Origin of the sequence: Burkholderia sp. Ac-20349, from assembly GCF_017104865.1 — a bacterium.
Lineage (GTDB): Bacteria > Pseudomonadota > Gammaproteobacteria > Burkholderiales > Burkholderiaceae > Burkholderia > Burkholderia aenigmatica.
This window is the reverse complement of record NZ_JAAGPM010000164.1, coordinates 1-16316: the sequence shown is the minus strand read 5'-3', so window position 1 is coordinate 16316 and position 16316 is coordinate 1. Positions and strand designations below refer to the sequence as shown.

17 protein-coding genes and 1 pseudogene are annotated in these 16316 nt (G+C 67.1%); 10 read left to right on the top strand and 8 right to left on the bottom strand.

From position 1 onward, the window contains the following. Nucleotides 1–122 precede the first annotated feature (122 nt). Nucleotides 123–587 (top strand): annotated as a pseudogene (locus G3N61_RS33595) (flagellar hook-length control protein FliK); the annotation flags it as partial. 27 nt (nt 588–614) lie between these two features. On the opposite strand, the gene G3N61_RS33590 reads toward G3N61_RS33595, so the two are convergent. Next, a complete protein-coding gene (locus G3N61_RS33590; protein WP_205824524.1) occupies nt 615–2255 on the bottom strand; it encodes a GMC family oxidoreductase N-terminal domain-containing protein in 1641 nt (546 codons plus the stop codon). Nucleotides 2256–2784: 529 nt separating this feature from the next. Between G3N61_RS33590 and G3N61_RS33585 the strand changes: the two genes are divergently transcribed. Next, nucleotides 2785–3258 carry a hypothetical protein gene (locus G3N61_RS33585; RefSeq protein ID WP_205824523.1) on the top strand — a complete coding sequence of 158 codons (474 nt, stop codon included), beginning with the start codon at nt 2785–2787 and terminating at the stop codon, nt 3256–3258. 39 nt (nt 3259–3297) lie between these two features. Beyond that, a complete protein-coding gene (locus tag G3N61_RS33580; protein WP_043184694.1) occupies nt 3298–4740 on the top strand; it encodes a coniferyl aldehyde dehydrogenase in 1443 nt (480 codons plus the stop codon). A gap of 72 nt (nt 4741–4812) precedes the next feature. On the opposite strand, the gene G3N61_RS33575 is transcribed toward G3N61_RS33580, so the two are convergent. Both G3N61_RS33575 and G3N61_RS33570 read right to left on the bottom strand, forming a co-directional pair. After that, a complete protein-coding gene (locus tag G3N61_RS33575) occupies nt 4813–5844 on the bottom strand; it encodes a serine/threonine protein kinase (protein ID WP_175026295.1) in 1032 nt (343 codons plus the stop codon). Nucleotides 5845–5893: 49 nt separating this feature from the next. Next, the gene (locus G3N61_RS33570) at nt 5894–6106 is read right to left on the bottom strand and encodes a hypothetical protein (protein ID WP_011353523.1); all 213 of its coding nucleotides are present in this window, start codon (nt 6104–6106) and stop codon (nt 5894–5896) included. Nucleotides 6107–6897: 791 nt separating this feature from the next. On the opposite strand from G3N61_RS33570, the gene G3N61_RS33565 reads away from it, so the two are divergent. Both G3N61_RS33565 and G3N61_RS33560 read left to right on the top strand, forming a co-directional pair. After that, complete coding sequence (locus G3N61_RS33565) at nt 6898–7779, top strand: DMT family transporter (protein WP_205824522.1); 882 nt, start codon at nt 6898–6900, stop codon at nt 7777–7779. Nucleotides 7780–8082: 303 nt separating this feature from the next. Beyond that, nucleotides 8083–8268 carry a hypothetical protein gene (locus G3N61_RS33560; protein WP_011353526.1) on the top strand — a complete coding sequence of 62 codons (186 nt, stop codon included), beginning with the start codon at nt 8083–8085 and terminating at the stop codon, nt 8266–8268. Nucleotides 8269–8376: 108 nt separating this feature from the next. Here the strand turns inward: G3N61_RS33560 and mgrA are convergent, their stop codons facing one another. After that, complete coding sequence (gene mgrA / locus G3N61_RS33555; protein ID WP_205824521.1) at nt 8377–9420, bottom strand: L-glyceraldehyde 3-phosphate reductase; 1044 nt, start codon at nt 9418–9420, stop codon at nt 8377–8379. 193 nt (nt 9421–9613) lie between these two features. Here mgrA and G3N61_RS33550 point away from each other — a divergent pair, with 193 nt between their 5' ends. After that, entirely contained in the window at nt 9614–9820 is a 207-nt protein-coding gene (locus G3N61_RS33550; protein WP_031399695.1) for a DUF3185 family protein, read from the top strand. A gap of 149 nt (nt 9821–9969) precedes the next feature. Here G3N61_RS33550 and G3N61_RS33545 read toward each other — a convergent pair whose 3' ends face one another. Further along, the gene (locus G3N61_RS33545; RefSeq protein ID WP_043184697.1) at nt 9970–10743 is read right to left on the bottom strand and encodes a phytanoyl-CoA dioxygenase family protein; all 774 of its coding nucleotides are present in this window, start codon (nt 10741–10743) and stop codon (nt 9970–9972) included. 352 nt (nt 10744–11095) lie between these two features. On the opposite strand from G3N61_RS33545, the gene G3N61_RS33540 reads away from it, so the two are divergent. Further along, on the top strand, nt 11096–11437 hold the full coding sequence (locus tag G3N61_RS33540; RefSeq protein ID WP_039353869.1) for a hypothetical protein: 342 nt from the start codon (nt 11096–11098) through the stop codon (nt 11435–11437). A 131-nt stretch (nt 11438–11568) separates the two neighbouring features. Here the strand turns inward: G3N61_RS33540 and metK are convergent, their stop codons facing one another. Continuing rightward, on the bottom strand, nt 11569–12756 hold the full coding sequence (gene metK, locus G3N61_RS33535; protein WP_043184698.1) for a methionine adenosyltransferase: 1188 nt from the start codon (nt 12754–12756) through the stop codon (nt 11569–11571). A gap of 265 nt (nt 12757–13021) precedes the next feature. Between metK and lpxL the strand changes: the two genes are divergently transcribed. After that, a complete protein-coding gene (lpxL, locus tag G3N61_RS33530) occupies nt 13022–13906 on the top strand; it encodes a lauroyl acyltransferase LpxL (RefSeq protein WP_205824520.1) in 885 nt (294 codons plus the stop codon). A 22-nt stretch (nt 13907–13928) separates the two neighbouring features. Here the strand turns inward: lpxL and G3N61_RS33525 are convergent, their stop codons facing one another. Together G3N61_RS33525 and G3N61_RS33520 are read right to left on the bottom strand one after the other, a co-directional pair. After that, the gene (locus tag G3N61_RS33525) at nt 13929–14231 is read right to left on the bottom strand and encodes a HigA family addiction module antitoxin (RefSeq protein WP_069249121.1); all 303 of its coding nucleotides are present in this window, start codon (nt 14229–14231) and stop codon (nt 13929–13931) included. Between the two features lie 13 nt (nt 14232–14244). Further along, entirely contained in the window at nt 14245–14523 is a 279-nt protein-coding gene (locus tag G3N61_RS33520; protein WP_089451428.1) for a type II toxin-antitoxin system RelE/ParE family toxin, read from the bottom strand. A 385-nt stretch (nt 14524–14908) separates the two neighbouring features. On the opposite strand from G3N61_RS33520, the gene dapF reads away from it, so the two are divergent. Together dapF and G3N61_RS33510 are read left to right on the top strand one after the other, a co-directional pair. Then, a complete protein-coding gene (dapF, locus tag G3N61_RS33515) occupies nt 14909–15778 on the top strand; it encodes a diaminopimelate epimerase (RefSeq protein WP_205824519.1) in 870 nt (289 codons plus the stop codon). 37 nt (nt 15779–15815) lie between these two features. Then, a partial coding sequence (locus G3N61_RS33510) for a DUF484 family protein (RefSeq protein WP_241018022.1) occupies nt 15816–16316 on the top strand: 501 nt, incomplete at its 3' end.

The following is a 16316-nucleotide window of genomic DNA, read 5'->3' as shown; positions in this document are numbered from 1 at the left end:
GAAGCAGCGCGTCGCGCTGTCGCAGCGGCTACGCGATGCCGGGCGCGGCAACCAGACCGACGTGACGCGCGGCGTGACACAGGTGCGCACCCTCGCCGCCGATATCCCGCGCTTCGAAGGCCGCCGCCGCGAACGCGCACGTGCTCGCGCCGCACATCGGCACGCCGGACTGGACGGACGCGCTGAGCCAGAAGGTCGTGTTCCTGTCGAATGCGCATCAGCAGAGCGCCGAGCTGACGCTCAACCCGGCCGATCTCGGGCCGCTGCAGGTCGTGCTGCGCGTCGCGGACAACCACGCGCACGCGCTGTTCGTGTCGCAGCACGCGCAGGTGCGCGACGCGGTCGAAGCCGCGCTGCCGAAGCTGCGCGAGGCCATGGAAGCGGGCGGGCTCGGGCTCGGCAGCGCGACCGTCAGCGACGGCGGCTTCGCGCAGCAGCAGAACCCGCAACAGACCTTCGCCGGCGGCCAGTCGTCGCGGCGCGGGAGCGGCGGATCGTCAGCCGTCGATGCACCGGTCGACGCTGCGCAATCCGCACCGGCCGCCGCGAGCGTGAGCCGCGCCGGCCTCGTCGATACGTTTGCCTGAGCATGGCTGCCGCCGTGTGCGCGCCGCTCAGCGGCCGTGCACGGCCGCGGCGGCCTCGCCGCGCGTCGCCGCGCCCTTGCGCGTCGCGACGATGAAGTCCGCCGCACGTTCGCCGATCATCACCGACGGCGCATTCGTGTTCCCGCCGACCAGCGTCGGCATCACCGACGCATCCACCACGCGCAACCCTTCGACGCCGCGCACGCGCAGTTGCGGATCGACGACCGCGCGCGCGTCCGAACCCATCCGGCAGGTGCCGACCGGGTGATAGATCGTGTCGGCATGCTCGACGATCGTCTTGCGCAGCTCCGCTTCGCTCTGGTCGGCCCGCGTGTACAGCTCGCGCCCGCCCTGCGACGCGAGCGGTGCCTGCGACAGGATCTTGCGCATCGCCTGCGTGCCGCGCACGAGCAGGTCGAGATCGCGCGCATCGCTGAAGAAGCGCGGATCGATCAGCGGTGCGTCGCGCGCATCGCCGCTCGCGAGCGCCACCGTGCCGCGGCTGAACGGCCGCAGCGCGCACACGTGCAGCGAATAGCCGAAGCCCCAGTGCATCTTGCGGTTGTGGTCGTCCACGAGCGCCGTGCAGAAATGCAGCTGCAGGTCGGGACGCTCGAGCGACGGATCGCTCTTGATGAAGCCGCCGGCCTCCGCGACGTTGCTCGTCATCATCCCGGTGCGGCTCGAGAAATAGCGCGCGAGCGCGGGCGTCATCTTCGCGATCCCGCGCAGGCACACGCCGACCAGCTCCGACGAATTCACGCGCGTATTGATGATGAAGTCGATATGGTCGATCAGGTTCGTGCCGACGTCCGGCGCATCCTGCACGACCGCGATCCCGTGCCGGCGCAGCTGCTCCGCCGGGCCGATCCCCGAACACATCAGCAGTTGCGGCGAATTGAACGCGCCGGCCGACAGGATCACTTCCGCGCGCGCGTCGAGCGTCTCGACACGCCCGTTGCGGGCGACCGCGACGCCGGCCGCACGCTTGCCGTCGAACACGACGCGCAGCACCGTCGCATCGGTGATCACGTGCAGGTTCGGCCGGTTGCGGCCGTAGATATACGCGCGGGCGACGCTGCAGCGCGAGCCGTCGCGGTGCGTGACCTGATAGAAGCCGACACCTTCCTGCGTCGCGCCGTTGAAGTCGTCGTTCAGCGGATAGCCGGCCGCGTGCGCGGCCTGGATGAATCGTTCGGAGAACGGATTGCGAAAGCGCAGATCCGACACCGACAGCGGGCCGTCCGCACCGTGCCACGCATCGGCGCCGCGCGCGTTGCCTTCCGCGCGACGGAAATACGGCAGCACGTCCTGCCAGCCCCAGCCCGTCGCACCGAGCTGCGCCCATTCGTCGTAGTCGCCCGGGTGGCCGCGCGTGTAGATCATCGCGTTGATCGCGCTCGAGCCGCCCATCCCGCGCCCGCGCGGCTGGTAGCCGCGCCGCCCGCCGAGGCCCGGCTGCGGCACCGTTTCGTAGCCGTAGTTCGTGCCGAGCTTGAACGGCACCAGCGCCGCGATGCCGACCGGCATGTTGACGAGCAGGTTGCGCTCCGTATGCGAGCCGGCCTCGATCAGCGCGATCGTCGCATCGGGGCAGGCATCGGCGAGACGGCCTGCCAGGCTCGACCCGCCCGAACCGCCGCCGACGATGATGTAGTCGTATTGCATGTCACGTCTCCGTCGTGTCATGGAAGGCGCCCGGCACCGCCGCGCGACCGCGTCCCCTCTTTGGAGGGTCTGTTTGCAGATGGAGCACGCATGCGAATGCCCGAAATCGCTCGTCCCCCAAGGGGACTTCCTTCGGGGCGTATGGCAAGGAGCGAGGAGCGCCGTTTGGCCGAGCCAAACAAGCGACGAGCGACGCCGCCATACGGGCGATTTCGGGCATTCCCGTGACATGTTTTTTTTAATTTGGGGTTGCCATGAGAACGGCCGCTCGCCGCGTTGCGCTCCTTGCGAATACGTCAGTATTCGCGGCGTCGCGCGCCTCGCGAGCGGCCGTTCTCATGGCAACGCATGCGTGTTCCATCTGCAAACAGACCCTCGTGTTCGGGCATTGTAGGAATGGCCGTCGCGCGCGCGGCGTGCGGATTCAAGAGCGATTCCTCTAAACGCCCGCGTGAACTAAATTTAAGATGTACCGATTCGCTTTGCGCGACGCGCCGGCCACGAGAAGCCGATCCGCCGCGAAACAGGTGTGACGACGATGCAGCGCCAGGTTCTGCAGGCTGCGTGCCGACCGGGTTGTCCGGATGCGATGCGCGCAGCCCGCATTTCATTTCAAACGGCTGCCCGCGCAGGGATGCGCGGCGTCATGCGCGCAGTCGATCGAAATCGAACGGCGCGTGTCGTTGCCGACCGTTTGGATGGTTTGTCGCCGCGGCGGCACGATGCACTGCGGCATGGTTTGAAGGACCTGTCGCGCTGCCCCGCTTCGGTGCACCGTCAGGCAGTCGCACCGCAGCGTCGCGCGCCCGGTAACAGTCGCATCGCGCTGCATGCAGATGCGCCGCGACACGGTTTCCGGATGCACACACCGTCGCGTGGATGCGACGCCCGCGACACGCGGCAACCGGTTTTCGAGCACACGTCGCATCCGGCCCCGCGCCGCGCGACACGCACCACCCCGATCCGCGTCGCCGCGCTCGCCGAGCGTGCGCGTGCGGCGTGACGGCCGGCCGACCAGCCAGGCCCAACTGGAGGAGACGACATGAAGAACGACCTGCCCGAACTGGCCCCGCAAGCGCTGCCGTCGGTCGATGCACTGACGGCGCTGCTGCGCGACCAGCGCGCGGCCTACCTGCGCGCGCCGTACCCGGCATGGGAAACGCGCGTGCAGCACCTGCGCGCGCTGCGCACGATGCTGATCGACCATGCGGACGCACTCGCCGAAGCGATCAGCGCCGATTTCGGTCATCGCGCGAAGCAGGAAGTGCTGCTGTCGGAAATCTGGATGGCGAAGGAAGAGATCGACGACGCGCTCAAGCACGGCAAGCGCTGGATGAAGCCGATGCGCAAGCCGATGAACAAGTGGCTGCGCCCGGCGCGCGCGAAGGTGATTCCGCAGCCGCTCGGCGTGGTCGGCATCGTCGTGCCGTGGAACTATCCGGTGCTGCTCGCGGCCGGCCCGCTGATCTGCGCGCTCGCGGCCGGCAACCGCGCGATCATCAAGATGTCCGAACTGACGCCGCGCACGTCGGCGCTGTTCGAGCAGCTCATTGCCAAGACCTTCACGCGCGACCACGTCGCGGTCGTGAACGGCGATGCGGAAGTGGGCGCCGCGTTCAGCGGGCTGCCGTTCGATCATCTGCTGTTCACCGGCTCGACGCACGTCGGCCGCCACGTGATGCGCGCGGCCGCCGACAACCTCACGCCCGTCACGCTCGAACTCGGCGGCAAGTCGCCGGCGATCGTCGGCCCGAACGCGCGCTTCGATGCGGCCGTCGACGCGATCGTCGCGGGCAAGACGCTGAACGCGGGCCAGACCTGCATCGCGCCCGACTACGTGCTGCTGCCGCGCGGGATGGAAGCCGCGTTCATCGAACGCGCGCGCGCCCGGTTCGCGAAGATGTATCCCGACCTGTCGGCCAACGGCGACTACACGACGATCGTGTCGCCGCGCCACTACGCCCGGCTGCAGCAACTCGCGAGCGACGCGCAGACGGCCGGCGCGCAACTGCATCCGCTGTCCGACGCGCAATCCGATCCCGCGTCGCGCCGCTTCGTGCCGTGCGCGGTCACGCAGGTGCCGGCCGCGTCGCAGCTGATGCAGGAGGAAATCTTCGGGCCGCTGCTGCCGCTCGTGCCGTACGAACGGCTCGATGAAGCGATCGCGTACGTGAATGCGCGCCCGCGTCCGCTCGCGCTCTACCTGTTCGACGAGGACGGCGGCACGATCGACCGCGTGATGCGCGAAACGATCTCGGGCGGCGTGTCGATCAACGAAACGCTGATGCACATCGCGTGCGGCAGTTTGCCGTTCGGTGGTGTCGGTGCGAGCGGCATGGGCGCGTATCACGGCTACGACGGCTTCGTGACGTTCTCGAAGATGAAACCGGTGCTCACGCAGGCGCGCCTGAACGCGCGCAACCTGCTCGCGCCGCCGTACGGCAAGCGCTTCGCCGCGCTGATCAAGCTGATGCTGAAGTTCTGAGTGGAACGGGCCGCGCGCATCTCGCCGCGGCCCGCACCAGCATGCCGCGCGGCGAGGGTGCCGCGCGCGCCGTCACACGGGCCAGAGCGGCCCTTCCTGCATCGCGCCGATCTGCTCGCGCAACTCGAGCACGCGCGCTTCCCAGTAACGATGCGTGTTGAACCACGGGAACGCGGCCGGAAATGCGGGATCGTCCCAGCGTCGCGCGAGCCATGCCGCGTAATGGATCAGCCGCAGCGTGCGCAGCGCTTCGACGAGATGCAGCTCACGCGGCTCGAATTCGCAGAAATCCTCGTAGCCGGCCAACAGGTCCGCCAGCGCACGCGATGCGCCTTCGCGATCGCCCGGCAGCAGCAGCCACAGATCCTGGATCGCGGGCGCCATCCGGCTGTCGTCGAAGTCGACGAAGTGCGGGCCGGCGTCGGTCCACAGCACGTTGCTCGGATGACAGTCGCCGTGCGTGCGCAGCAGGCGGATCTCCCCCGCCCGCTCGAACGCGGCCTCGACGCCTTCGAGCGCGAGCGTCACGGCCGTCTCGTAGGCGGGCCGTACATCGTCCGGAATGAAATCGTGCGCGAGCAGGTAGTCGCGCGGCTCGTAGCCGAACGTCTTGATGTCGAGCACGGGGCGCGCGACATACGGCTGCGTCGCGCCGACCGCATGGATCCGGCCGATGAAGCGGCCCAGCCATTCGAGCGTGTCGCTGCGATCGAGATCGGGTGCGCGGCCGCCGCGCCGCTCGAAGATCGAGAAGCGGAATCCGTCGAACGCGTGCAGCGTCCGGCCTTCGAATGCGCGCGCGGGCACCGCCGGAATCTCGCGCGCGGCGAGTTCGGTGACGAACGCGTGCTCTTCGAGGATCGCTTCGTCCGACCAGCGTGCCGGACGATAGAACTTCGCGACGACCGGCGGGCCATCTTCGATGCCCACCTGATACACGCGGTTTTCGTAGCTGTTGAGCGCGAGCAGGCGCCCGTCGGTGCGCAGGCCGGCCGGCATCAGCACGCTGTCGAGCGCGTCGAGCACGCACTCGGGCGTGAGTCCGGCGAACGGCGGGCCGGCGGGAGAAGCGGGAGCGGAAGTGACGTCTTTCATGCCCCGCATTGTGCCGCCAGCCGGGCCGAAAGACGAGCGCCCGGTGCGGTGGTTGCGCTTAGTGGAGCGCCGCGCCGGCCGGCAGCACGGATTCGCCGGTGTCGATCAGGTCCTCGAGAAAGAACGGCTCGGTGTTGAGTTCCTTCGACTCGCCCGGTACGCCCGCGTACCAGGTCACCATGGCCATGTCGCCCAGGACGCGCTGGACGATGCCGCGCGCGCCCTTCGGCACCGCGATATGGGTAGTGCAGACAATCGACCCGACATGCATGATGGTTCCCCACTCTTGAATCTTGAAACCCGGCCCGCTGGGGGCCGGCAAATGCACGATCCGCGCGCTCTCGACGGAGCGTTGCGCGTAATCCCATTGTTCACGGTTTATCGAAGCACGAAAAGAAGAAGAAGCAGGCGAAGTGCCGCGAATTCGTCGAATGTCTCCAATCAACCACTGCGCCGGGCAGGCGCTTGCCTGCCCGGTTACCCCCATCATACCCTGTCGAATGTGACTGTCCGCCGAATCCCCGGCATCACCGCGGCGCGCACGTGACGGACGTCCCGCGCGCATCGTGGGCCCGGTGCCGGTTCGCCAGGCAATTTCGCGCAACTGGCGGCAGCGGTTGCCGAACCGCGCTTCGCCGTCATCGCCTTCCCCCTGCCTCGAGCGCGGCCACCGCAGCGACCGTTGCGTACGCATCGCCCCTCATCATGCGATGCCACGCGACAGGTGTTGCGTCCGATGCCGGCCTTGCGTTACCTTTGATGCTCATTCGCGTTCAAGCGCATTCCGACACGATGCATCCGCTCACGTCCGCCCTTGCAAAATCCCGGCCGCAGTTCGACTCGCGGCCGCAGGCGTGCGCGCATCCGTCGGTTCTTCCTCCTCCTGTCGCACCGCCGCTCGTCGGCGCCGCGCCGCCCCCTCCGGCGGCACGCGCCGGCTGACCAGCCGGCTTCCGTTTCGTCTTCCATTCGCCCGCAGGCCTGCCTTCGTGCGTCGTGACGCACGGCGTGTTGCTGCGCGCGCGGATGGAACGTTCCGATCCGTTCGACAGGTGGATTCACATGGTTTCGTTCAAACGCGCGCTCGCCGCGCATGGCGCGACGTCGCTCTTCGTGCTGCTGTGGAGCAGCGGCGCGATCTTCGCTGAACTCGGTCTGCGTCACGCATCCGCGTTCGTCTTTCTCACCGCACGTTTCGCACTGGCATCGCTCGTGCTGCTCGGGCTGGCCTTCATGCGCAAACGCTGGCTGCCGCCGCGCGGCGAGCGGCGCATGGCCGCACTGACCGGCTTGCTGATGATGGGCGGCTATTCGATCTTCTACCTGCTCGCGCTCGAACGCGGGATCGCGCCGGGCGTGCTCGCGACGATCCTCGGCGTGCAGCCGATCCTCACGCTCGCGATCGTCGAGCGGCGCTGGCAGCCCGTGCGCATCGCGGGGCTCGCGCTGTCGCTGACCGGCCTCGCGCTCGTCGTGTTCCGCAGTACCGGGGACGGCGGCCTGTCTCTCGTCGGCATCGCGTGCGCGCTCACCGCGCTCGTCGCGCTGACCGCCGGCTCGCTGCTGCAGAAGCGCGTGCGGGCGGCGCCCGCCGACGTGCTGCCGCTGCAGAATGCGATCGGCCTCGCACTGTGCGTGGCGATCGTGCCGTTCCGGCCGGTGTCATTCGACATGAGCTGGTCGTTCGTGATCCCGCTGCTGTGGCTCGGCATCGTGATTTCGGTGATCGCGCAACTGTTGTTCTACCGGTTGATGCAGCGCGGCGATCTCGTCAACGTGACGAGCCTGTTCTATCTCGTGCCCGTCGTCACCACGCTGATGGATGCCGCGTGGCTCGGCAACCGGCCCGAGCCGCTCGCACTTGCCGGCATGGGCGCGATCATCGCCGGGCTCGCGCTCGTGTTCCGCGCGCCGGCCGCCCGCGTGCAACCCGACCGCGCATGAGCGGGCGTGCCGCCGCGCCCACGGGTGCGGCGGCACGCATCGGACATGTACGACGATTCCGCATCAATCGAAAGGCACGGGAAAGATACGTGCAAGGCATTCGTCCAACTTGCGGGAAAAATGCGTGATTCGCGGGGCTTTCCGCTGATTTTTTAATGGTTCGGATAGCGAAAAGCACTGCGGGTTGCCTATACTCGAACTGACCGCCCCGTTCGCAATCGGGTCGGACCAATACTAGAAACACCCGGCATGGGGCCGGAGCAAGCGCGCCAGCGCCCACTCCGGTCGACCTTGGAGACACGCATGACGACCTACTTCACGATCGGCGACTTCATCCTGTTGATTCCGATGGCGCTGGCCGGAGCGCTATTTCTCGGCGCGGTGCCGTGCGCAACCGAATTCCGCCACAACCTGCTGCGCGTGCTGGGCGTCATCCTCGGCGTCGGCGTCGCGGTATTGCTCGTCGAAGGCCTGCCTGCGCTGATCTAGCGGCGCAATCCGTGCGTGGCGCGCATCGCTGCATCGCAGCGATGCGATGTGCTGCGCGCAAGCCATCGATACGGCACGCGATGTTTCGCATGCCGTAGCGTCTGCCGGTCAGATCGACTGATCGGTGGACGGCTTTTCCCACAGATTGATGCCGCCTTCCGTCGCGTAACGATCGATCTCCGCGAGTTCGTCCGCCGAGAACTCGAGGTTCTTCAGCGCGCCGACGTTTTCACGCACCTGCTCCGCGCGGCTCGCGCCGATCAGCGCGGACGTCACGCGCCCATTGCGCAACACCCATGCGAGCGCCATCTGCGCGAGGCTCTGCCCGCGCCGTTCGGCGATCGCGTTGAGTTTGCGCACATGGTCGAGGTTGTCCGCGCTCAGGTGATCCTGCTTCAGCGAACCGCCGCCCGGCTTGTTCACGCGCGCGTCGGCCGGCACGCCGTTCAGGTACTTCGACGTGAGCAGCCCCTGCGCGAGCGGCGTGAACGCGATGCTGCCCGTGCCGATCTCGTCGAGCGTGCCGAGCAGTTCGGTTTCGACCCAGCGGTTCAGCAGGTTGTACGACGGCTGGTGGATCAGCAGCGGCACCTTGTACTGCGCGAGCAGCTCGGCCATCTCGCGCGTCTTCGCCGCCGAATACGACGAAATGCCGATGTAGAGCGCCTTGCCCTGCTGCACGGCCGACGCGAGCGCGCCCGCCGTTTCCTCGAGCGGCGTGTGCGCGTCGAAGCGGTGCGAATAGAAGATGTCGACGTAGTCGAGCCCCATCCGCTGCAGGCTCTGGTCGAGGCTCGCGAGCACGTACTTGCGCGACCCGCCGCCGCTGCCGTACGGCCCCGGCCACATGTCCCAGCCGGCCTTCGTCGAGATCAGCAGTTCGTCGCGATACGGCCGGAAATCCTCCTTCAGCAGCCGGCCGAAGTTGGTTTCGGCGCTGCCGTACGGCGGCCCGTAGTTGTTCGCGAGGTCGAAGTGGTTGATGCCGAGGTCGAACGCGGTGCGCAGGATCTCGCGCTGCGTCGAGATCGGCGTCGAGTCGCCGAAGTTGTGCCACAGGCCGAGCGACAGCGCGGGCAGTTTGAGCCCGGATTTGCCGCAGGTGCGGTATTGCATGTCGGCATAACGTTCGGAAGCTGCTTCGTAGGCCATGAGTCGGTTCCGTCAGGACATCGGAGAAAGGGACGCGCGCCGGCCGCGCACACGGCGCGGCGGCGGCGAAAGAGTCATACGACGACTATGGTAGCGAAAGCGGCCGGAACACGCACGGCGGCACGGCGATGGACGCAGCCGCGGTCGTCGCCTACACTGCGGCGTCTCGAATCATCGTTTCAGCGAGGTTGGTATGTCCCGGGTCATCTCGGTTGCGCTGCTCGTCGGCGGCGTCGTGCTGCTGTATTTCGGCGGCCAGTCGTTCCATTCGATCAACGACAACGTGTCGCGCTTCTTCACCGGTTCGCCCGCGACGAAGACGATCCTGCTGATCGCAGGCGGCGCCGTCGCATCGTTCATCGGCCTGATCGGCCTCGCGATGCCAGGCGGCAAGCGCTGAGCGCACAGCCGCGCGACCCGCGAACGGCCCGCGTCGCACGATCGGGCCGCGCCAAACGAAACGGGCGGCCAAGCCGCCCGTTGTTCCATTCGCCCGCGATGCGCCGCATCGCGTAACCGCGGCGGTGCCGCCGCCCGTCCGCACCGAACCTAGAACGGCACTTCCTGCTTCGACGCCGAGCGCGTGCCGGGCAACGGCCGGTTGCTCGCGCCGTGGTAGGTGTACACGAGCGAGAACTTCACCTGGTCGGAACGGTTCTGCCCGGCCGAATGCAGCGTGTTGCTGTGGAAGAACACGACGTCGCCCGTCTGCAGCGACGGGCACGTGGCCGCATCGATCATTTTCTTGTTCGCCGGCAGGTCGCTGCGGAAGAACTTCGCATCGTCGAACGCTTCAGGCCCGAATTCAGCCGTATGCGACCCCGGTACGAGCCACAGCGCGCCGTTCTCGTTCGTTTCCGGCCCGAGCGCGAGCCACACCGACACCATGTCCGGACGCTCGAACGACCAGTAGCGGAAATCGCGATGCCAGCCGGTCAGGCTGCCGTACGCGGGGTGCTTCGTCATCATGCAGTTGTGATGCGCGCGCGACAGCACCGGTTCTTCGCCGAAATACTCGCGCATCCACGCGCCGATTTCGGGGGCGATCGCCCGCTCGGCGAAAGCCGGATCGCGCGAGTACGCATCGAGCAGCCGACGCACCGTATGCCCGCCCGGTGCGTGCTTGGATTCGGGCGCGCCCGGATAGCGCAGGTCCGCCTCGAACTCGATCGGCTCGGCGGCCTCCCGCAACTGGCGCTCCGCAACCTGCCTGAGCGCCGCGCACTGTGCCTCGCCGACGAGGCCACGCGCGACGACGAAGCCGCGCTCGCGCAATTCCGCGACTTGCGCGCGGATCGATTCCGACTGCAATGGAGACGACATGGGATGCCAGACGTTTATTGTGTGAATGTGACGATTGTAAATCGGCGCCGGATGCCGCGAACAGCACCATTGTCGTGCGCAGGGGCATGCCAATCGATGATTTGATCCGGCTCAAGGGAACTGTGCGGCGCGGCGCTGGCCTCACCGACAGGCGGTATGCGGCACACGCCTTGTGGCACAAGGGTTTATCGCGACTTTTGCCCGTCATGAATCCCCTGTAGCCTGTCGCGGCCTGTCAATTCTGGCGGGCGCGGCGCGCAGCGAGTTTCGGTAAGATCCGTTGCGCCTTCCGAGGCCGTTCATACCAGTGCGCTCTTCAGGGCGCCATCCATACAAGCGAAGCATCGTTCACATGCCATTCCGTCTGACTTCCCGTCTCAGCCGCGCTGCGAAGCGCGTTGTGCCGCCCGCTCCTGCCCGCTCGCTGCGCCATCACCGCGCACGCACGCAGGCGCTGGCCGAGCGTACGCCCGCACACAGCCGGCTGGACGGTATCCGTGCGTGGTTCCACGCATTTTTCTCGATGATGAGCGCACAGGCGTTCTCGCGCCGCGCCGGCCTGCGCTCGCTGCTGCAGAAGCCGTCGTCGCTGCGCGCGCTCGCACTGCGCCGCACGCTCGGCCCGCAGCGCCGCGTCAACCGCCCGCGCCGCCTCGCGGCCAGCAACGGCTGGTTCGGGTTCGGCGCGCGCTGAGCGCACGCCGGCGGGCACCGCGCGCGACGATCGCCGTCGCGCTGCGGCCCGCTTGTCCGATTGCCCCGGCGATCGGAACCCATAAAAAAACCCCGGCATGGCCGGGGTTTTTCATTTCAGGCGAACGACGCTTACGCGACGCGTGCCGTCGGCTCGACGCCGGCCGCTTCGGCCAGGGCGAGCGCCTTGTCGGTCGCTTCCCACGAGAATTCCGGCTCTTCGCGGCCGAAGTGGCCGTAAGCAGCAGTCTTCTCGTAGATCGGGCGCAGCAGGTCGAGCATCTTGATGATGCCCTTCGGACGCAGGTCGAAATGCTCGCGCACGAGCTTCGTGATCACCGCATCCGACACGCGGCCCGTGCCGAACGTGTTGACCATCACCGAGGTCGGCTCGGCCACGCCGATCGCGTACGACACCTGGATCAGCGCGCGCGAGGCGAGGCCCGCGGCGACGATGTTCTTCGCGACGTAGCGGCCTGCGTACGCAGCCGAACGGTCGACCTTCGACGGATCCTTGCCCGAGAACGCGCCGCCGCCGTGCGGTGCGGCACCGCCGTACGTGTCGACGATGATCTTGCGGCCGGTCAGGCCGCAATCGCCCTGCGGGCCGCCGATCACGAACCGGCCGGTCGGGTTCACCAGGAACTTGATGTCGCCCTTGATCAGGTCGGCCGGCAGCGTCGGCTTGATGATTTCCTCGATCACGGCTTCGCGCAGCGCCGGCAGCTCGATGTCCGGTGCGTGCTGCGTCGACAGCACGACGGTGTCGATCGAATCGGGCTTGCCGTCGACGTAGCGGATCGTTACCTGCGACTTCGCGTCCGGGCGCAGCCATTGCAGGCGGCCATCGCGGCGCAGGCTGGCCTGGCGCTCGACGAGACGGTGCGACAGGTGGATCGGCAGCGGCATCAGTTCCGGCGTTTCGTCGCACGCGTAACCGAACATCAGACCCTGGTCGCCCGCGCCCTGGTCGAGGTTGTCGTCGTGTGCACGATCGACGCCCTGGGCGATGTCCGGCGACTGCTTGTCGTAGGCGACGAGCACCGCGCAACCCTTGTAGTCGATGCCGTAGTCGGTGTTGTCGTAGCCGATGCGCTTGATCGTGTCGCGCGCGATCTGGATGTAGTCGATGTTGGCCGTCGTGGTGATTTCACCGGCCAGCACGACGAGACCCGTGTTGCACAGCGTTTCCGCGGCGACGCGGGAATACTTGTCTTGCTCGAGGATGGCGTCGAGAATCGCGTCCGAGATTTGGTCCGCGACCTTGTCCGGATGGCCTTCGGAGACGGATTCGGACGTGAAGAGATAATCGTTTGCCACTTTTTCAGGCTCCTGTGTGGTTACGGTCGGTTTCACGTAGCCAGCTTCGTTGGGCCTGAAGCGGCGACGCTTTAGCGGATTACCAGGACCGGGCAGCACGTGTAGCGCTAGCCGGCTTCGCCCCGCAAGTTGTCAGTTAACTCGGCGAAGCCCGTATTATAGCGGCTTTCCTGAATTGTCACAGAGCGCCGCCCGTGCTGCATCTTCCGCTGTCTTACCCACCTGTTCGCAACGCGCCGGCCAACCGGTTCCACGGAGGTTTCGCATGCTAGGTCGTCTAGCCACGCACCTCGCCATCGGCTTGCTGAAACTGCTCGCCCTGTTGCCGTACGGCCTGACCGCACGGTTCGGCGATGGTCTCGGCTGGCTGCTCTACAAGATCCCCAGCCGGCGAAAGCGCATCGTACACACCAATCTGAAACTCTGCTTCCCGGACTGGAGCGAAGAGCGCCGCGAGGAAGTGGCCGGGCAGCATTTCCGCCATGCGATCCGCAGCTACGTCGAGCGCAGCGTGCAGTGGTTCGGCTCGGAGAAGAAGCTCGCGAAGCTGATCCAGGTCGACAGCGCGGTCGATCTCGACGATCCGGACCTGCCGCCGACGCTGTTCCTCGGCCTGCATTTCGTCGGCATCGAGGCCGGCTCGATCTGGTTGAATCGTTCGCTGCACCGCCGCTGCGGGTCGCTGTACCAGCCGTTCTCGAACGCGGTGCTCGAGGAAGAGGCGAAGAAGGCGCGCGGGCGTTTCGACGCCGAGATGGTCGGCCGCGCGGACAGCGCGCGCGTCGTGCTGCGCTGGCTGCGCGACCGCAAGCCGGTGATGCTCGGCGCCGACATGGACTACGGGCTGCGCAATTCGACGTTCGTCCCGTTCTTCGGCGTGCCCGCCTGCACGCTGACGGCGGTCGGCCGGCTCGCAAAGACGGGCCGCGCGCAGGTCGTGCCGTTCATCGGCGAAGTGCTGCCGAACTACAAGGGCTACCGTCTGAAGGTATTCAAGCCGTGGGATCACTACCCGACCGGCGACGACGATCTCGACGCGCGGCGGATGAACGAATTCCTCGAGGAACAGATCCCGCTGCTGCCCGAGCAATACTATTGGGTCCACAAGCGCTTCAAGACGCGCCCGGAGGGCGAGCCGAGCTTCTACTGAGCCGTGCCCGGCGGGCGCGCGGTCACGCCCGCGCCTGCGCTCTGGCTACCTTGGGCACGCCTTTCGCGCGTGCCTGCCACAAGTCGTAAGCGGATTGCTGCGCGAGCCACAGATCCGCGCGACCGCCGTTTTCCTCGCCGAGCCACGCCTCGATGCGCAACGCCATTTCCGGCGAAATCCCGGCGTGACCGTGCAGAATGCGCGACAGCGCCGCACGCGTGACGCCGAGTTGCGCGGCAGCCTCGGTGACGGTCAGGCCGAATGCCGGCAGCACGTCGTCACGCAGTGCTTCGCCCGGATGCGGCGGATTGAAGATGCGAGTCATGGTTTGAATCACCTCAGTGGTAATCCTGGTAATCGACCAGGACGGCATCGGCACCCTCGAAACTGAACGTCAGACGCCAGTTGCTGCTCACGCTAACCGCGAAATGGCCGTCCAGTCCCCGGGCCAGACCGTGAAAGCGCCAGCCCGGCACGTTCATGTCGAGCGGTCGGCTCGCAACGTCGAGACGTGCAAGCTGGCGCCGTAACCTTGGAGCATGGTCGGGCCGGATGCCCGCCTTGTTTCCGTTCGTGAAAAACGCTTCCAGCCCCTTGTGCTGCCACGACTTGATCATGGGTCTCCCACATTCGAGTCGCGATGCCGACAGCATGGCTCCCGCGTATAGCCACACTATACGAATCGCTTGATTGCCTTGTCAATTTGACCTGTACGAAAGTACGCGTCCGCACCATCCCGTGTTTTCGCCGAACCCCGCTCCCACCTCGCTAGGTCCGACACATCGCATCAATCTGCCCGTCTGCCGCAAACGCAACCAGTCGACCGATCGACAGATGTGCCCCAGTTCTCCGCCACCCGCCCCCCCGCCCGCGCAGGACGCCCCTGTCGGCTGCATGTATCATTTGCGGTTGAGATCAGCACGACGAACGACGCCGCCCCGCATGGCGCGGCATCGCGCACGCCGCGCTGACCGCCTTGTTCGCCATGGAAATCCGGACCCAGTGAAACTCTCGTTCACCAAGATGCACGGCGCGGGCAACGACTTCGTCGTGCTCGACGGCTACTCGCGCGCATTGCCGCCGCTCACCGAAGCGCAGGTGCGTGCGCTCGCCAACCGCCACTTCGGCATCGGCGCCGACCAGCTGCTGCTCGTCGAAAAACCGACCGTCGACGGCGCGGATTTCAAGTACCGGATCTTCAATTGCGACGGCGGCGAGGTCGAACACTGCGGCAACGGCGCACGTTGCTTCGTGAAGTTCGTCAGCGACCGCGGCCTGACCGACAAGCGCAGCGTGCGCGTGCAGGTGATGAAGGGCCTGATCACGCTGACGATGCAGGACAACGGCGAAGTCGTCGTCGACATGGGTGCGCCCGTGTTCGCGCCCGCGCAGGTGCCGTTCGACGCAGCGGGCCTCGACGGCCGCACCGAGGGCCGCGACACGCTGTGGCCGCTCGACGTCGGCGGCCAGACGCGCTGGATCTCGACGGTGTCGATGGGCAACCCGCACGCAGTGCAGGTCGTCGACGATGCCGAAGCGTATCCGGTACTCGACGAAGGCCCGCTGATCGAGCACCACGCGCGCTTCCCGGAGCGCGTGAACGTCGGCTTCATGCAGATCGTGTCGCGCGACGAAGTGAAGCTGCGCGTGTTCGAACGCGCAGCGGGCGAGACGCTCGCGTGCGGCACCGGCGCGTGCGCGGCGGTCGCGGCCGGCATCCGGCGCGGCCTGCTCGATTCGCCGGTGACCGTGCACACGCACGGCGGCACGCTGACGATCCGCTGGGACGGCGCGCGCGACGAAGCCGCCGCGCTGATGATGGCCGGGCCCGCCGCCACCGTGTTCGAAGGCGAGATCGACCTGCACGCCTGACCCTGCAACGTCCTTGATAACTGAACGCTCCAGCCACATGAACGATCGCGAAGTCGCCGACTACCTGCTCGCCAATCCCGAATTCTTCGCGCAGCACGCCGAACTGCTCGCGACGATCCGCCTCGCGAACCCGCACGGCAAGGCCGCGATCTCGCTGCAGGAGCGGCAGATGGAGATGCTGCGCGACAAGAACAAGCATCTCGAGCGCCGCCTCGCCGAACTCGTGCGCTACGGCCACGAGAACGACAGCCTGTCCGCGAAGTTCAGCCGCTGGACCGCGCGCGTGATCGCGGAACGCGATCCGTACGCGCTGCCGCGCACGATCGCCGACGGCATCGCCGACGTGTTCGACGTGCCGCAAACCGCGCTGCGCGTGTGGGACGTCGCCGACACCTACGCGCAGGCCGAGTTCGCGCGCCAGGTACAACGCGACTACACGTTCAAGAATCCGCGCTTCAACCACGAGTACCCGCGTGACGGCACCGATCTCGATCATCAGGGCCAGAGCTACGCGCGCTATGACTACCCGGGACGATAT

Excerpts from the sequence above, each read along its gene's own strand:
- G3N61_RS33590 (WP_205824524.1), bottom strand. The coding sequence starts at position 2,255 with ATGCAATACGACTACATCATCGTCGGCGGCGGTTCGGGCGGGTCGAGC.
- G3N61_RS33580 (WP_043184694.1), top strand. The coding sequence starts at position 3,298 with ATGAAGAACGACCTGCCCGAACTGGCCCCGCAAGCGCTGCCGTCGGTC.
- G3N61_RS33575 (WP_175026295.1), bottom strand. The coding sequence starts at position 5,844 with ATGCGGGGCATGAAAGACGTCACTTCCGCTCCCGCTTCTCCCGCCGGC.
- G3N61_RS33570 (WP_011353523.1), bottom strand. The coding sequence starts at position 6,106 with ATGCATGTCGGGTCGATTGTCTGCACTACCCATATCGCGGTGCCGAAG.
- G3N61_RS33565 (WP_205824522.1), top strand. The coding sequence starts at position 6,898 with ATGGTTTCGTTCAAACGCGCGCTCGCCGCGCATGGCGCGACGTCGCTC.
- G3N61_RS33560 (WP_011353526.1), top strand. The coding sequence starts at position 8,083 with ATGACGACCTACTTCACGATCGGCGACTTCATCCTGTTGATTCCGATG.
- mgrA (WP_205824521.1), bottom strand. The coding sequence starts at position 9,420 with ATGGCCTACGAAGCAGCTTCCGAACGTTATGCCGACATGCAATACCGC.
- G3N61_RS33550 (WP_031399695.1), top strand. The coding sequence starts at position 9,614 with ATGTCCCGGGTCATCTCGGTTGCGCTGCTCGTCGGCGGCGTCGTGCTG.
- G3N61_RS33545 (WP_043184697.1), bottom strand. The coding sequence starts at position 10,743 with ATGTCGTCTCCATTGCAGTCGGAATCGATCCGCGCGCAAGTCGCGGAA.
- G3N61_RS33540 (WP_039353869.1), top strand. The coding sequence starts at position 11,096 with ATGCCATTCCGTCTGACTTCCCGTCTCAGCCGCGCTGCGAAGCGCGTT.
- lpxL (WP_205824520.1), top strand. The coding sequence starts at position 13,022 with ATGCTAGGTCGTCTAGCCACGCACCTCGCCATCGGCTTGCTGAAACTG.
- G3N61_RS33525 (WP_069249121.1), bottom strand. The coding sequence starts at position 14,231 with ATGACTCGCATCTTCAATCCGCCGCATCCGGGCGAAGCACTGCGTGAC.
- G3N61_RS33520 (WP_089451428.1), bottom strand. The coding sequence starts at position 14,523 with ATGATCAAGTCGTGGCAGCACAAGGGGCTGGAAGCGTTTTTCACGAAC.